11 protein-coding genes are annotated in these 15,198 nt (G+C 67.3%); 5 read left to right on the top strand and 6 right to left on the bottom strand.

Annotation, left to right across the window (positions count from 1 at the left end; translation table 11 throughout):
• The first annotated feature begins 79 nt into the window (after nt 1–79).
• From NMD1_RS00765 to NMD1_RS00750, 4 genes are all read left to right on the top strand, one after another.
• Complete coding sequence (locus NMD1_RS00765; RefSeq protein ID WP_125953202.1) at nt 80–3,307, top strand: efflux RND transporter permease subunit; 3,228 nt, start codon at nt 80–82, stop codon at nt 3,305–3,307.
• Nucleotides 3,297–4,463 carry an efflux RND transporter periplasmic adaptor subunit gene (locus NMD1_RS00760; RefSeq protein ID WP_125953201.1) on the top strand — a complete coding sequence of 389 codons (1,167 nt, stop codon included), beginning with the start codon at nt 3,297–3,299 and terminating at the stop codon, nt 4,461–4,463. Before NMD1_RS00765 ends, NMD1_RS00760 begins: the two co-directional genes overlap by 11 nt.
• Nucleotides 4,456–5,859, top strand: coding sequence for an efflux transporter outer membrane subunit (locus NMD1_RS00755; RefSeq protein WP_125953200.1), 1,404 nt, complete (start codon nt 4,456–4,458; stop codon nt 5,857–5,859). Before NMD1_RS00760 ends, NMD1_RS00755 begins: the two co-directional genes overlap by 8 nt.
• 165 nt (nt 5,860–6,024) lie before the next feature.
• Nucleotides 6,025–8,439: a TonB-dependent receptor gene (locus NMD1_RS00750; protein ID WP_125953199.1), complete on the top strand. Its 2,415-nt coding sequence runs from the start codon at nt 6,025–6,027 to the stop codon at nt 8,437–8,439.
• 81 nt (nt 8,440–8,520) lie between these two features.
• On the opposite strand, the gene estDL136 is transcribed toward NMD1_RS00750, so the two are convergent.
• The 4 genes from estDL136 to cysD all read right to left on the bottom strand — a co-directional run bounded on the left by estDL136 (nt 8,521) and on the right by cysD (nt 13,113).
• Entirely contained in the window at nt 8,521–9,456 is a 936-nt protein-coding gene (gene estDL136, locus NMD1_RS00745) for a chloramphenicol hydrolase (protein ID WP_125953198.1), read from the bottom strand.
• 74 nt (nt 9,457–9,530) lie between these two features.
• Complete coding sequence (locus NMD1_RS00740; RefSeq protein WP_125953197.1) at nt 9,531–10,271, bottom strand: 3'(2'),5'-bisphosphate nucleotidase CysQ; 741 nt, start codon at nt 10,269–10,271, stop codon at nt 9,531–9,533.
• Nucleotides 10,268–12,193 carry a sulfate adenylyltransferase subunit CysN gene (cysN, locus tag NMD1_RS00735; RefSeq protein ID WP_125953196.1) on the bottom strand — a complete coding sequence of 642 codons (1,926 nt, stop codon included), beginning with the start codon at nt 12,191–12,193 and terminating at the stop codon, nt 10,268–10,270. The genes NMD1_RS00740 and cysN overlap by 4 nt, the downstream gene beginning before the upstream one ends.
• Entirely contained in the window at nt 12,193–13,113 is a 921-nt protein-coding gene (gene cysD, locus NMD1_RS00730; RefSeq protein WP_124810989.1) for a sulfate adenylyltransferase subunit CysD, read from the bottom strand. The genes cysN and cysD overlap by 1 nt, the downstream gene beginning before the upstream one ends.
• 80 nt (nt 13,114–13,193) lie before the next feature.
• On the opposite strand from cysD, the gene NMD1_RS00725 reads away from it, so the two are divergent.
• Nucleotides 13,194–14,306, top strand: coding sequence for a LuxR family transcriptional regulator (locus NMD1_RS00725; RefSeq protein WP_125953195.1), 1,113 nt, complete (start codon nt 13,194–13,196; stop codon nt 14,304–14,306).
• A gap of 14 nt (nt 14,307–14,320) precedes the next feature.
• On the opposite strand, the gene NMD1_RS00720 is transcribed toward NMD1_RS00725, so the two are convergent.
• Nucleotides 14,321–14,908 (bottom strand): TetR/AcrR family transcriptional regulator, encoded by a 588-nt coding sequence (locus tag NMD1_RS00720; protein ID WP_199558034.1) that lies wholly within the window; start codon nt 14,906–14,908, stop codon nt 14,321–14,323.
• The coding region (locus NMD1_RS00715) for a TolC family protein (RefSeq protein ID WP_158453836.1) at nt 14,901–15,198 on the bottom strand (298 nt) is incomplete at its 5' end. The genes NMD1_RS00720 and NMD1_RS00715, both read right to left, overlap by 8 nt.

Raw genomic sequence — 15,198 nt, 5'->3', positions numbered from 1 at the left:
CACGGCAAACTTTGGCGCTCGCGCAACCAGCCTCCCCCCTTCCGGCCCTGGTTGCGCGAGCGCGATTTGCGGAACTGCCATGCTGCAACTGGTCAAGCTTGCCTTGAGCAAGCCCTATACGTTCGTCGTCCTCGCCATCCTGATCGTGCTGTCCGGCTCGATCGCCTGGGTGCGGACACCCACCGACATTTTCCCCGACATCCGCATCCCGGTGATCGCGGCGGTATGGACCTATCGCGGCCTGCCGCCGGAGGACATGTCGGGCCGGGTCGTCTATTATTACGAACGCCAGCTTTCTACGACGGTCAACGACATCGACCATATCGAAAGCCAGTCGCTGAACGGGATCGGCGTGGTGAAGATCTTCTTCCGTCCCGGCGTGGATATCCGCACGGCGACGGCGCAGGTCACGTCGGTGTCGCAGACGGTGCTCAAGCAGATGCCGCCGGGCATCACCCCGCCGCTGATCCTGAACTACAACGCCTCCACGGTGCCCATCCTGCAAATGGCGCTGTCATCGAAAGGCCTGTCCGAACAGAAGATCTTCGATCTGGGGCAGAACTTCATCCGGCCGTCGCTGGCATCGGTACAGGGTGCGGCGATTCCTTCGCCCTATGGCGGGCGCGAACGCCAGATCCAGATCGATCTCGACCCGGCGGCTCTGGTCGCGCGCCACCTTTCCGCCACCGACGTCGGCCTGGCGCTGGCGGCGCAGAACCAGATCGTGCCCGCCGGGACGGCCAAGATCGGCCAGTACGAATACAATATCCGGCTGAACAACAGCCCGGAAGTGGTCGATCAGCTCAACAATCTGCCGATCCGCACGGTCGATGGCACCACGGTCTATATGCGCGACGTGGCGCATGTTCGCGATGGTTCGCCGCCGCAGCGCAACGAGGTGCGCGTGGACGGTGGCCGCGCCGTGCTGATGACGATCCTCAAGTCCGGCTCCGCTTCCACCATCGCCATCGTCGATCAGGTCAAGGCGCTGTTGCCCAAGCTCAAGGAGACGCTTCCCGCCGATCTCAAGGTGCAGCTGCTGTCGGACCAGTCGCTGTTCGTGAAGGCGGCCGTGTCGGGCGTGGTGCGCGAAGGCGTGATCGCGGCGGGCCTTACCTCGCTGATGATCCTGCTGTTCCTCGGTTCCTGGCGATCGACGGTCATTATCGCGACATCCATCCCTCTCGCGATTCTGGCCGCGGTCGCCGGGTTGTCGGCGGCGGGCGAAACGCTCAACATCATGACGCTGGGCGGACTGGCGCTCGCCGTCGGCATCCTTGTCGATGACGCCACGGTCACCATCGAGAACATCAACTGGCATCTGGAGCAGGGCAAGACCGTGCGCGCCGCGATCATGGACGGCGCGGAGCAGATCGTGCGCCCGGCCTTCGTGTCGCTGCTGTGTATCTGCATCGCCTTTGTGCCGATGTTCTTCCTGCCCGGCGTCGCCGGCTTCCTGTTCGCGCCGATGGCCAAGGCGGTGGTCTTCGCCATGATCGCCAGCTTCGTCCTTTCGCGCACGCTGGTGCCGACGATGAGCAACTACCTGTTGCGCGACCACGCCTCGCAGCACACGGCGGAGATCATGGCGAGCCACGACGCACTGGCGGGGCGCGCGCCGCGCGGCCATCCGCTGCGGCGTTTCCAGCAGGGGTTCGAGCACCGGTTCGAGAAAGTGCGCGCCTATTACGTGTCGGTTCTGGTGTTCGCGCTGGAGCGGCGCAGGGTGTTCGTCCCGGCCTTCATGGCGGTGGTCCTGGCATCGCTGGCGCTGGTGCCGTTCCTTGGCCGCAACTTCTTTCCGAGCGTCGATTCCGGGCAAATCAGCCTGCATGTCCGCGCGCCGGTGGGCACGCGGCTGGAGGAAACGGCGGCGCTGTTCGACCATATCGAGGACGAGATCCGGCGCACCGTGCCGAAGGACGAACTGGTGTCGGTGGTGGACAACATCGGCCTGCCGGTGTCGGGGATCAACCGCGCCTATTCCAACACCGGCGGCGTCGGCCCGCAGGACGGCGATATCCTCATCACGCTGGGCGAAGGGCACCGGCCCACGGCAGGCTATGTCCGTGCCTTGCGCGAACGGTTGCCCCGGGTTTTCCCCGGATCGACGTTCTCGTTCCTGCCGGCCGATATCATCAGCCAGATCCTGAACTTCGGTTCGCCCGCGCCCATCGACGTCATGGTGACCGGCCCGAACGTGCGCGAGAACGAAGCCTATGCGCACGAACTGGTGGCGCGGATGCAGCACGTGGGCGGCATCGCCGACGTGCGCCTGCAACAGGCCAGCAGTTATCCGGAACTGCGGTTCGACGTCGATCGCACCGCCGCCGACCGCGTCGGCGTGACCGAGAACGACGTGACGAAAAGCCTTTCCGTGAACCTTGCCGGCAGCTTCCAGGTCGCTCCCGCGTTCTGGCTCAACCCCCGCAACGGCGTGTCCTATCCCATCGTCGTCCAGACGCCGCAGTACCGGACGGACACCATCCCCGATCTCCAGAACATCCCGGTCAGCGGCGGCCGGCCCGGCGACGTGCAGCTTCTGGGCGCGCTCGGCACGATGCACCGCGAACCTTCGGCCGCCGTGATCTCGCACTATGCCGTCCAGCCGGCGTTCGACGTCTACGCGACGACGCAAGGCCGCGATCTGGGGGCCGTCGCCGGTGATGTGCAGAAGGTGCTGGACGCGACGAAGGCGGGCCTGCCCAAGGGCGCGACGGTGAAGTTGCGCGGCCAGGTGGAAACGATGAACACCGCGTTCGTCGGCCTGGTCCTTGGCCTGCTGGGCGCGATCGCACTGATCTACCTGTTGATCGTGGTGAACTTCCAGAGCTGGATCGATCCCACCGTGATCGTCTCGGCCCTGCCGGCCGCGCTGGCGGGCATCGCCTGGATGCTGTTCGCCACGCACACCCCGCTGTCGGTGCCGGCGCTGACCGGAGCGATCATGTGCATGGGCGTTGCCACCGCCAATTCGGTGCTGGTGGTGAGCTTCGCCCGGGAACGCCTTGCCGCCGTGGGCGATGCGGTGACCGCCGCGGTGGAAGCCGGATCGACCCGCTTCCGTCCGGTGCTGATGACCGCGCTGGCCATGATCATCGGCATGGCGCCGATGGCGCTGGGGCTGGGCGAGGGTGGCGAGCAGAACGCGCCGCTTGGCCGTGCCGTCATCGGCGGCCTGATCTGCGCCACGATCGCCACGCTGGTGTTTGTGCCGGTCGTCTTCTCCATCGCGCATCGCAAGGATCGCCTCGCGCCCGATGCCGCGCCCCATTCTTCCACGGGAGACCTTGTCCATGCAGAGTGAACGGCTTGCCGAAACGCCGGCCGCGTCCCCACGGGGGCTGAAAACCGCCGGGATCGTTGCCGGAGCGCTGGCGCTGGCCGTGGTGGCCGCCGGCATGATCAGCCGCACCAGCGACACCAGCCGCGCGCAGGCGTGGAGCGACGCGCGCTCGCTGCCCACGGTTCACCTCATCCCCGTGCGCGGCGCCGATGCGAACGGGCAGCTCGAACTGCCCGGCACGATGGCGGCGTGGAACACCGCGCACATCTTCGCGCGCGTGCCGGGCTACGTCCGGTCCTGGGATCGCGACATCGGCGCGGCCGTGGGGCTGGGGACGCCGCTGGGGCGGATCGATACGCCGGAACTGGATCAGCAGATCGTCGCGGCGCGGGCGTCCCTGGCGCGGGCGCGGGCCGGCGCCGGTCTTGCGCGCAGCACGGCGGCCCGCTGGAACGACCTGTTGACCGATCATTCGGTGTCGCAACAGGAGGCGGACGAGAAGAACGGCAATCTGGCCGTGCAGGTGGCGACGGTACGCGGCGCTGAGGCCGATCTCGGCCGGCTTCTGGCGATGAAGGCCTATGCCACCATCCGCGCCCCGTTTGCCGGCGTGGTCACCGCCCGCAATGCCGACATTGGCGACCTTGTCGGTCCCGGCGCTTCCAGCCAGCAACCGATGTTCACGATCGCCGACATCAGCCGCATCCGCCTCTACGTCAGCGTGCCGCAGAATTACGCGGCGGCGATGAAGCCGGGCTTGCAGGCGCGGTTGACCGTGCCCGACTATCCGGGCCGGCAGTTCACTGCGCGTCTTGTCGGCACGTCGGACGCGATTAATCCCCAGACCGGGACCCTGCAGGTCCAGCTTGTTGCCGACAATCCGGGGCAGGTGCTGCGCGCGGGGGGCTATGCGCAGGTCTCGTTCGATCTGCCGGGCAGCACGGGGGCCGTGGCAATTCCTTCCAGCGCACTGGTGTTCCGCGCCGCCGGCACCCAGGTCGCGACCGTGGGGGCGGATTCGAAAGTCCGCCTTGTTCGCGTCACGCTGGGGCGCGATCTCGGCAGCACGGTCGAGGTCCTTTCCGGCCTTTCTCCGGGCATGCGGATCGTCGACAACCCGCCGGATTCGATCGCCACGGGCGAAGCGGTCCATGTCGACGAGAGCCGCCATGGCTGATCGTCGCGCGCTGGCCGCGCTACTGGGACTTACCGCGCTGGCGGGTTGCTCGATGGCGCCGCCCTACCAGCCGCCCGCCGTGTCGGTGCCGGCGACGTATGCGGAGGCCGGCTCATGGACGCCGGCCGCGCCCGGCGATGCGGCGCCGTCGCAAACCTGGTGGACCGCGTTCGGCGATGGCACGCTCGATGCGCTGGAAACCCGGCTCGCCACCGATAATCCATCGCTGGCGGTGGCGGTCGGCCGCTATGACCTGGCGCGGGCCTATCTCGCCGAAGTGCGCGCGGGCCTGTTCCCGCAGATCGGGGCGCAGGCGACGGTCACGCAGAACCGCCAGTCGGACAATCGACCGCTGCGCGGACAGAAGCAGCCAGACCTCTATGCCGCCGATACGCTGGGCGCGCAGGTGAGCTACGAGGCCGACCTCTGGGGGCGGGTACGCAACAGCGTCGCGGCCGGTCGTGCCGATGCGGAGGCCAGTGCCGACGATCTGGCGGCCGTGCGGGTTTCGCTGCAAGCGCAGCTTGCGACGGATTACATCGCCCTGCGCGGCTACGATCGCGAGATCGATCTGCTGCAAAGGACGGTCGATGCCTATTCCCGCGCCGATGCCATGACGCGCCGGCGGTTCGCGGGCGGTATCGCCAACGGCATGGAAACCGGGCAATCGGCCACGCAGCTTGCCGAGGCGCAGGGCCAATTGGCCGATCTGCGCAACGCCCGTGCGCTGACCGAACATGCCATTGCCGCGCTCGTCGGAACCACACCGTCGGGCTTCTCGATCGCCGCCTCCTCCGCGCCGTTGCCCATGCCGGAGGTGCCGGTCAGCCTGCCATCGACGTTGCTGCAGCGCCGGCCAGACGTGGCGGCGGCCGAACGCCGGATGTTCGCCGCCAACCGCCGGATCGGCGTTGCCAAGGCGGCCTTCTTCCCTTCGCTTTTGCTGGGCGGGCAGGGGGGTGTCCAGAACACCGCGCTGGCGGGCCTGGCTAGCGCGCCCAACCTGTTCTGGTCGGTCGGTCCCAACGTCCTGCTGACGCTGTTCGATGGCGGTCGCAACCGGGCGCGCGTTGCCGAAGCGAGGGCCGGGTGGGAGCAGGCCACGGCGGACTATCGCCTGCGCGTGCTGGGCGCGATGCAGGATGTCGAGGACGGACTGTCGCGTCTGCATCACCTGGGAGACGAAGCGGCCGCCGAAGAACGCGCCGCGCAACAGGCGGCGCAGGTGGAGCAGCTGGCAACGCGGCGGTACGAGAAGGGCGCGGTGAGCTACCTGGACGTGGTGACGGCGCAAACCACCGCGCTGCGGACGCAGCGGCAGGCGATCGAGATCGACACGCGCCGGCAGCAGGCGACCGTCGGGTTGTTCAAGGCCGTTGGTGGCGGCTGGGCCTGATCGTGGCCGTCGCGCAGGAATCTGCTGAAGATTACCTAAAGTTAATTTTCCACACTGTTTCTGTAACGTGAATGCAAATTACTAAAGTTAGCTCCCGCGGTGTCGAAGGACTTGGGCGCAAGCGATCGTCGCAGCCCGTCCATCACCCCAGGGAGGAATTCGGAAATGAAGTTCCATACGTCGCTGGCGGCCCTGCCGCTGGCGCTTCCGCTCGCGTTCGCGCCCGCCATGGCGCACGCCGCTGACGATGCGACAACCGCCGCCGCCGCCGAGGCGGAAAGCCCCGACTCCGGCCGCGGGCTGGAGCAGATCGTCGTCACCGCGACCAAGCGCGAGACCAATCTGCAGAAGACCCCGATCGCCATTTCCGTGGTAACTCCCACGGTCATCCGCGATCGCCACGTGCAAAGCCTGATCGATCTGGCCGATGGCGCCATCCCGTCGCTGCGCGTGGCCACGTTCGAAGCGCGCCAGTCGGCGCTGACGGTCGGCATTCGCGGCATCGTGCCGTTCGACGCCAACCAGACCGCGCGCGACCAAGGCGTGGGCGTCTATCTCGACGGCGTCTATCTGGGTCGCCAGCAGGGGCTGAACGCTGCGCTGTTCGATGTGCAGCGCGTGGAAGTCCTGCGCGGACCGCAGGGCACGCTGTTCGGCCGCAACACCGAAGGCGGCGCGGTCAGCATCGTTACCGCGCAGCCCACCGGCGAGTTCGGCGGCCGGGTGCTGGCGGGCGTGGGCAATTACGGCAGCTATAACGGCGAACTGCACGTGAACCTGCCCGAATTCCACAACATCGCCTTCAAGCTGGACGGCGTGGTCCAGCATCAGGACCCGACCGTGAAGAACCCGCTGGCGGGTCAGGCGGGCTGGAACCAGTATCAGCGCGTCGGTGGCCGAGCCACCGCCCTGTGGAAGCCGTTCGACGGCTTTTCGGCCGAGTTTTCCTATGATCAGTCGCGCGATGAGAACACGCCGTTCTACAGCCAGTTGATCAACTACAACCCCAATGGCCTGCCGGTTGCCACGCTGGCGCAGATCCAGGCCAACGGCGGCAAGCTGCCCAAGGGCTTTATCGCGCCGCTTTCGCCGCTGGTGGTGGTGAGCGGCAACCAGCGCATGTCGGTTGCGGACATCGGCGTGCCGCAGCAGCCGAGCGTGGACAAGACCGACGGGTTCTCCGCCGTGCTCAAGTACAAGGTCAGCCCGGGCCTCGAGCTGCGCTCGATCACCGCGTGGCGCGGCGTGACCACCAACCAGTGGGACAATTCCGGCGGCGCGCACCGCACGGTGTTCCTGCCGAACGCCACGTTCAGCCGCTACAGCCTTTCCGACCTGCACCAGCGCCAGTTCAGCCAGGAACTGCAGGCGGTGGGCAGCGTGGCGCGTTTCGACTATGTGGTCGGCCTCTACTATTTCACCGAAAACGCCCAGGAATCGGCGGCGACGCCTTCGTCGAACACCTGGAACGCGGACGGCACCGGCTACATCATCAACAGCGAGATCGTGAACGGCGCGATCACCTCGTCGAACAACGGCTGGGCCTATGGCTCGCGCTTCATCCAGCGCGACAGCCATGCCACGGCCCGCAGCTATGCCGCCTTCGCGCAGGTCACCTGGTCGCCGATCGATCCGCTGCACATCACCGTCGGCGGCCGCTATACCAAGGACAAGCGCAATGGCGCGCTGACCACGGTTTCGGGCGTCGCCACGCCGTGGACGTTCCGGTTCGACAAGGACCGGTTCGATCCGATGGTCACGCTGGCCTATGACCTGTCCTCCGGCGTGAACGTCTATGCCAAGTATTCCACCGGCTACCGCGCCGGCGGCGCCAACGACCGGTCGAGCACGTTCGGCGCGTTCGGGCCGGAGAAGGTCAAGGCTTACGAACTCGGCGCGAAGATGGACTTCCTGGATCACAAGGTGCGCCTGAACCTTGCCGGCTACATCATGGATCGCACCGGCACGCAGATCGATTTCGACAACGTCGATACGCTGCAGTTCCTGGCCGATGGCTCGCCCAACCCGACCTACAACCTGCACACCGAAAACACCGCCAATGCGCCGGGCACCTCCAAGATCCGCGGCGTGGAAGCGGACCTGACGGTGCGTCCGGTCGAGAACATGACCCTAGGCGCGTCCTATGCCTATACCTACACCAACATCCCCGCCACGGCGAACCCGAACCCGGGGCCGACGTTCGGGCAGTTGACGCAGGTCTTCGTGGTGTACACGCCCCGGAACGCGGCTTCGGCCTACGCGGATTACGAAGTGCCGCTCAATGCCGCCGGCACCGCGCTGCGCTTCCACATCGATGCCAACTACGCGAGCAGCATGTACAGCTTCCAGTCCGAGAACGTGAAGACGGACGACAGCTTCATCGTCAACGGCCGGCTCGCGCTGGCGGACATTCCGATGAACGGCAACGGCCAGAAGCTGACGGTCGCCGCCTGGGCGCGCAACCTGTTCAACGAAACGCACATCTATCGCCGCTCGGGCGCGAACGATGCGGTGCTGGGCGATTACGGCAACTTCAACCCGCCGCGCACGTTCGGCCTCGAAGCCTCTATCAACTTCTGACGAGCTATCGAAGGGCGCGCAGGATCCTCACCCTGCGCAAAACTGGGGTGGGTGGCATGGCCATCCACCCCTTTTCTTCGATCAGGCCAGCGCCGCCTTCAGGCGCGCGCCGGCGCGATCGATATAGGCCACGGCATCCGGCACGAACGCGAACATCGAGAAGAAGCCGTGAATCATGCCCGGCGCTTCCTCCGCCTCCACCGGCACGCCGGCGGCCGCCAGCCGTTCCGCATAGGCGACGCCTTCGTCGCGCAGCGGATCGTATTGCGCGGTGATGACCGTCGCCGATGGCAGCCCGGAAAGGTGTTCGGTGCGCAGCACGGTTGCGCCGTGGATATGCCCGTCAGCCTCGGTTCCGACATACTGGTCCCAGAACCAGCGCATGGCGGCGGTGGAGAGGAAATACTGCCCGCCCCCGTTGGCGGCATAGGATGGCAGCGAGAAATCGGCATCGGTGACGGGATAGATCAGCAACTGGTGGCGCAGCGCCGGTCCGCCTTCGTCGCGCGCGCGGATCGCCACCGCCGCCGCCAGGTTGCCGCCGGCGCTGTCCCCCGCCACGGCGATCCGGGTGCCGTCCACTCCCAGATCGGCGGCATGGTCCCGCGCCCAGACGAGCGCGTCGTAGCAATCGTCGAACGGGGCCGGGAAGGGGTGCTCGGGCGCCAGCCGGTAGCCGATGGAAAGCACCGCCGCGCCACTGGCCCGCGCGAGCGCGCGGCAGGTTCCGTCGTGCGTATCGAGCGTGCCGATCACCCAGCCGCCGCCATGGTAGTAGATCACCAGGGGCGGGTTCTCGCCCGAACCTTCGGGAACGTAGAGCCGCGCCGGGATCGTCCGCCCGGCAAGGTCCAGCGCCAGGTCCTCGACGATCGCCACGGCGGGCGGCGGCCCCATCTGCATCGGTCGCTGGTCGTTGATTTCGCGCAGTGCCCGTGCGGAGATCGCGGCGAAATCGACGGGCGGCATCTGCGCGAACATCGCGAGCAGGGCTTCGACTTGTGCATTCAACGCCATGAAACCACTCTCCCCTTCCGCATCTTCATTTCTGTCGGATCGCGCCGCGGCGCCGTGTCCAGGCTAGCGCGTGATCATGCCTCCACGCGCACGTCGCGCACCAGATCGAGCACCTGTTGCGCGTGTTCCTTCCGGCAGATGAGCAGGTCGGGCATGTAGGTATCGCGCTGGTTGTACACGAGCGGGCTGCCGTCGATGCGGCTGGCATGGAGGCCATGGGCCAGCGCGACCGCGACCGGCGCGCAGGAATCCCATTCGTACTGTCCGCCCGAATGCAGGTAGATATCCGCCTGCCCCCGGATCACGGCCATGGCTTTCGCCCCGGCCGAACCCATCGGCACCAGGTCCGCGCCGAGCCGTGCGGCTACGGCGGTCGCCTCTGGCGCGGGGCGCGTGCGGCTGACGACCATGCGCAGCCGCGCGGGCGCGGGGGGAAGGGGGATCGGCCGGTCGGAGCGCAGTATCACCCCGGCGCCGGGCAGCGCCACCGCGCCCAGCACCGGTGCGCCGTCCACCGCCAGCCCGACATGGACCGCCCAGTCGGTCCGCGCCTCGCCATATTCGCGGGTGCCGTCGACGGGATCGACGATCCACACGCGCGCGGCCTCGAGTCGTTCGGGGCTGTCCTTCTCCTCTTCGGACAGCAGCGCATCGTCCGGGCGCTGTTCGCGCAGCGCGTGGCACAGGAACTGGTTGGCGGTGGCATCGCCCGCCTTGCCCAGCGCCTTGAGGCTCAGCATCCCGCTTTCGCGCACCGTGATCAGCAGCTTGCCCGCCACGTCGGCGAGGTGGGCGGCCAGTTCGGTGTCGTTCATATCACGGGGCTCCAGCTGCCGATCACGCGCTCGACGATGCGTTCGGCGGCATCTTCGGGTGTTTCGCGCGTGGTGTCGATGCGGATTTCCGGCCGCTCGGGGGCTTCATAGGGGCTGTCGATGCCGGTGAAGTTCTTGAGCTGGCCGGATCGCGCCTTCTTGTAGAGGCCTTTCACGTCGCGCCGCTCCGCTTCCTCCAGCGGGGTGTCGACGAACACTTCGATGAATTCGCCTTCGGGCAGCATCGCGCGCACCATCTCGCGTTCGGCGCGGAACGGGCTGATGAAGGCGGTCAGCACGATCAGGCCGGCGTCGGTCATCAGCTTGGCCACTTCGCCCACGCGGCGGATATTCTCGATGCGGTCCGCCTCGGTAAAGCCGAGATCCTTGTTCAGCCCGTGGCGCACGTTGTCGCCATCGAGCAGGAACGTGTGCTTGCCCGATGCGTGGAGCTTCTTTTCCACGAGGTTGGCGATCGTGGACTTGCCCGAGCCGGACAGCCCGGTGAACCACAGCACCGCGGGCGTCTGGTGCTTGAGCGCGGCATGCGCCTTGCGGGTCACGTCGAGCGCTTGCCAGTGGACGTTCTGCGCGCGGCGCAGGCTGAAGTTCAGCATCCCCGCCGCCACCGTGGCATTGGTGATCTTGTCGATCAGGATGAACCCGCCCAGCGCGCGGCTTTCGGCATAGGGTTCGAACACCACTGCGCGGTCGGTCGTCAGTTCGGCCACGCCGATGGCGTTGAGGTCCAGCGTCTTGGCGGCCAGCTGCTCCATGGTGTTGACGTTGACGGTGTACTTGGGCTGCTGCACCGTTGCCGAAACCGTCTGCGTGCCCAGCTTGAGCCAGTAGGCGCGGCCGGGGATCAGGGCCTCGTCGGCCATCCACACGAACGTTGCCTCGAACTGGTCGGCGGCCTGCGGCGGATTGTCGGCGGCGGCGATGACGTCGCCCCGCGAACAATCGATTTCGTCGGCGAAGCACAGCGTGATCGACTGGCCGGCGACCGCTTCCTCCAGATCGCCATCGAGCGTGACGATGCGCGTGACGGTGCTGGTCTTGCCCGAAGGCAGTACGCGCACCGCGTCGCCCGGCTTCACCGAACCGGTCGCGATCTGGCCCGAGAAGCCCCGAAAATCGAGGTTGGGGCGGTTGACCCACTGCACCGGCAGACGGAACGGCTTGGTCTGGTCGATGGTGGCGTCGACTTCCACCGTCTCCAGGTGTTCCATCAGCGCCGGCCCCTGGTACCAGGGCGTGTTCGCCGAAAGCGTGGTGATGTTGTCGCCCTTGAAGCCGGAGATCGGGATCGGCACGAAGGTTTCGATGCCGATCGAGCGCGCGAAGGCGGTGTAGTCCTTGACGATGCCGTCGAACACGGCGTGGTCGTAATCGACAAGGTCCATCTTGTTCACCGCCAGCACGATGTGGCGGATGCCGATCAGGTGCGCGAGATACGAGTGCCGCCGCGTCTGCGTCAGCACGCCCTTGCGCGCGTCGATCAGGATCACGGCGAGGTCGGCGGTGGAGGCGCCGGTCACCATGTTGCGCGTGTACTGTTCGTGGCCGGGTGTGTCGGCAACGATGAACTTGCGTTTTTCGGTGGCGAAGAAGCGATAGGCGACGTCGATGGTGATGCCCTGTTCGCGTTCGGCGGCAAGGCCATCGACCAGCAGGGCGAAGTCGATCTCCTGCCCCTGCGTGCCCACGCGCTTGCTGTCGGCTTCCAGCGCGGTGAGCTGGTCCTCGAAGATCATCTTCGAATCATACAGCAGCCGGCCGATCAGCGTGGACTTGCCGTCATCCACCGAACCGCAGGTGATGAAGCGCAGCATCGTCTTGTTGCGATGCGTTTCGAGATAGGCGTCGATGTCCTCGGCGATGAGGGCATCGGTCTTGTAGATGACGTCTGCTTCGGACATCAGAAGTACCCCTGCTGCTTCTTCACTTCCATGCCCGCGCCGCCCGCATCCTTGTCGATGGCGCGGCCCTGGCGCTCGCTGGTGGTGGTCAGCAGCGTTTCCTGGATCACCTGCGGCAGCGTGGCGGCACTGCTTTCGACCGCGCCGGTCAGCGGATAGCAGCCCAGCGTGCGGAAGCGGATCGAGCGCATCACCGGCTCTTCGCCGGGGCGCAGCGGGAAGCGATCGTCATCGACCATCAACAGCATGCCGTCGCGCTCCACGGTGGGGCGCTCGGCTGCGAAATAGAGCGGCACGATCGGCACGTCGTTCAGGTGGATGTACTGCCAGATGTCCAGCTCGGTCCAGTTGCTGATCGGGAAGACGCGGATCGATTCGCCCTTGTTCTTGCGGGCGTTGTACGTGCTCCACAGTTCGGGGCGCTGGTTCTTGGGGTCCCAGCCGTGGCTGGCGGTGCGGAACGAGAAGATGCGCTCCTTGGCCCGGCTCTTCTCCTCGTCGCGCCGCGCGCCGCCAAAGGCCGCGTCGAAGCCCCACTTGTCGAGCGCCTGCTTCAGCCCCTCGGTCTTCCACATGTCGGTGTGGAGCGCGCCGTGATCGAACGGGTTGATGCCCCGCTCCAGCGCTTCGGGATTGCGATAGACCAGCAGTTCCATGCCGCTTTCCGAAGCCATCCGGTCCCGCAGCGCGTACATGTCGCGGAATTTCCACGTCGTATCGACATGCAGCAGCGGGAAGGGCGGTGGCGAGGGATAGAACGCCTTGCGCGCCAGATGCAGCATCACGGCGGAGTCCTTGCCCACCGAATAGAGCATGACGGGGCGTTCGGCCTCGGCCACGACTTCGCGCATGATGTGGATCGCTTCGGCCTCGAGCCGTTCGAGATGGGTCAGCGAGGAACGGGGCAACGAACTGGACATGGATGACTCCGTGGGAGTGGCTGCCTGTCACATCGGCGTAACGGCTTGACCATGAAGCTCCCATATGGGAGCAAAAACAGATGGCATTTCTTTCGGCCGATCAACGCGAGCTTTTCCTGCCCTTGATCGAGGGCATTCACGAAAGCCCGCCATGGGTTGCGTTCATGCGCAATCTGGTGGCGCGCACCTATGCCCGGCGGGCGTTCCTGATCGTGACTCTGGCCAATGCGACGCCTGCGCAGGACCCCACGGTGCTTCATGTCGCCGCGCCTCGCGCGGCGCAGGAGCCGCCGCTCGACTTCCGCCGGCTCGACGCGCTGCGGCTGCATCCATACGGCGCGCTCCGCCCCGGCCGGGTCTATGCGCTCGACGAAATGCTGGACTACGACCATCCCGCCCGGCTCGCCGAACAGCGCGCGGCGCTGCACGACATGGGCATCCGCTATGGTCGCTGGTTGCGCGTCTCGGCGGGCGGCTCGGCGGATGCCTGGCTGCTGCTGGTGCGCGAGCGCGAGGATTTCAGCGCCACCGCCGTCTCCGCGCTGGCGGCGATCGCGCCGCACCTGACCGCCGCCCTGCGTACGCTGGGCGCGCTGACCGAGCAGCGGCTCCAGGCGGCGATGGCGCAGGCCACGCTGGCGCGGCTGGGCGTGGGGCAACTGGCGTTCGATGCTGGCGGGCGGGTCATGGCCGCCGATCCCTGGGCGGAAGCCCTGCTGGCGTTCACGCCCGAACCAGGGCCGGCGCCGGGCCGCCGGTTGCAGGTGCTTCCCGATGTCGCGCGCGCGCTCGATGCCGCCTGCGCCGCGCTGGCGGCCGGTCCGGCGGGCGGAACGCGCGTGATCCGGCTCGACGAGCGCTCGGCGCTCGACGTGTTGCTGCGCAAGTCGGACCTTGCCCTGGTGGAGCCTTGCGCCTTCCCGGCAGTGATCGGCACGCTGCGCCGCGAACACCGCGAAGCCGCGCGCGAAGCGGTCCGCACGCTGGCGGCGGTCCATGGCCTGTCGGATCGCGAAGCCGCGCTGGCGCACGCCATCAGCATGGGCGAAACGATCGTGGAGGCCGGCCGCCGCCTGCGCCTGACCAGCGAGACCGCGCGGAACTATTCGAAGCGCATATATGCCAAGACCGGGGCCGCCGGGCAGGCCGATCTGGTGCGGATGGTGCTGACCGGGCTGACGCCTTTCGCCTGAGTCCGCGGCCCGGTTCAGTGAGGCCGTAACGCCACGCGTGCGTGAAGCGCCGCGCGCGCGGCCTTCAGCGTGGCGACGGCTTCCTCGCCTTCGCCCTGTGCGCGGGCGAGAGTCATGGCGCCGACCATTTCGGCGACTATCGAGGCGGCAAGGGCATCGGCTTCGGGCTTTGGGTGGCCGCTTCTGACCAGCGCGCCGGCGATGGCATCGCGCATGGCGGAAATGCCGGCCTGGAAGCGGCGGCGTGCGGACTCGGGCATTCTCGGGGCCTCACCCGCCAGCCAGGGCAGGGGACAGCCAAGATCGTGCCGGCGCATGGCCGCTTCCGACAGGTAGTGGTCGATCAGCCCGCCAAGGTCGGGCCGGTCGCCCAGGAAGCGTTCCAGCATCGCGCGGCTGTCTTCGAACATGCGATCGACGGCGTGGGCAACCAGATCGTCGCGGTTCTCGAAATGGGCGTAGAACCCGCCATGCGTCAGGCCTGCGCGTTTCATCAGATTGGCGACGCTCAACCCTTCGGTGCCGCCGCTGCGCAGTGCGATGGCGGCCTCGTCGAGAATCCGGGCGCGCACTTTGGCCTTGTGGGCGCTCTTGTCAGCCATGGTGATCCGCCTCCTGCTCGCCGGGGCCGTAGCCGCCGCCCATCGCCCGTACCGCCGCCACCGAGGCGCGCGCAAGCGCTTCGCGATTCTGCGCGAGGCGATCGGTCGCCTCCAGCAGATTGCGATCGGCATCCAGCACGTCGATCAGGGCCACGATTCCCTGCGCGTAAGCTTCGCGCGCCTGATCGCGCGCACGGCGGAGCAAGGCGACTTGCCGGGCCAGTTCGTCCTGTTCCCGCCGGCCTTCGGCCAGCGCGGCGACCGCGTCCGCCACTTCGGCGCTGGCGACC

The sequence above is a fragment of the Novosphingobium sp. MD-1 genome (assembly GCF_001014975.1).
Taxonomy (GTDB): domain Bacteria; phylum Pseudomonadota; class Alphaproteobacteria; order Sphingomonadales; family Sphingomonadaceae; genus Novosphingobium.
This window is presented reverse-complemented; position numbering and strand designations above follow the sequence as displayed.

Excerpts from the sequence above, each read along its gene's own strand:
- cysN (WP_125953196.1), bottom strand. The coding sequence starts at position 12,193 with ATGTCCGAAGCAGACGTCATCTACAAGACCGATGCCCTCATCGCCGAG.
- NMD1_RS00740 (WP_125953197.1), bottom strand. The coding sequence starts at position 10,271 with ATGAACGACACCGAACTGGCCGCCCACCTCGCCGACGTGGCGGGCAAG.
- NMD1_RS00760 (WP_125953201.1), top strand. The coding sequence starts at position 3,297 with ATGCAGAGTGAACGGCTTGCCGAAACGCCGGCCGCGTCCCCACGGGGG.
- NMD1_RS00755 (WP_125953200.1), top strand. The coding sequence starts at position 4,456 with ATGGCTGATCGTCGCGCGCTGGCCGCGCTACTGGGACTTACCGCGCTG.
- NMD1_RS00720 (WP_199558034.1), bottom strand. The coding sequence starts at position 14,908 with ATGGCTGACAAGAGCGCCCACAAGGCCAAAGTGCGCGCCCGGATTCTC.
- estDL136 (WP_125953198.1), bottom strand. The coding sequence starts at position 9,456 with ATGGCGTTGAATGCACAAGTCGAAGCCCTGCTCGCGATGTTCGCGCAG.
- cysD (WP_124810989.1), bottom strand. The coding sequence starts at position 13,113 with ATGTCCAGTTCGTTGCCCCGTTCCTCGCTGACCCATCTCGAACGGCTC.
- NMD1_RS00765 (WP_125953202.1), top strand. The coding sequence starts at position 80 with ATGCTGCAACTGGTCAAGCTTGCCTTGAGCAAGCCCTATACGTTCGTC.
- NMD1_RS00750 (WP_125953199.1), top strand. The coding sequence starts at position 6,025 with ATGAAGTTCCATACGTCGCTGGCGGCCCTGCCGCTGGCGCTTCCGCTC.
- NMD1_RS00725 (WP_125953195.1), top strand. The coding sequence starts at position 13,194 with ATGGCATTTCTTTCGGCCGATCAACGCGAGCTTTTCCTGCCCTTGATC.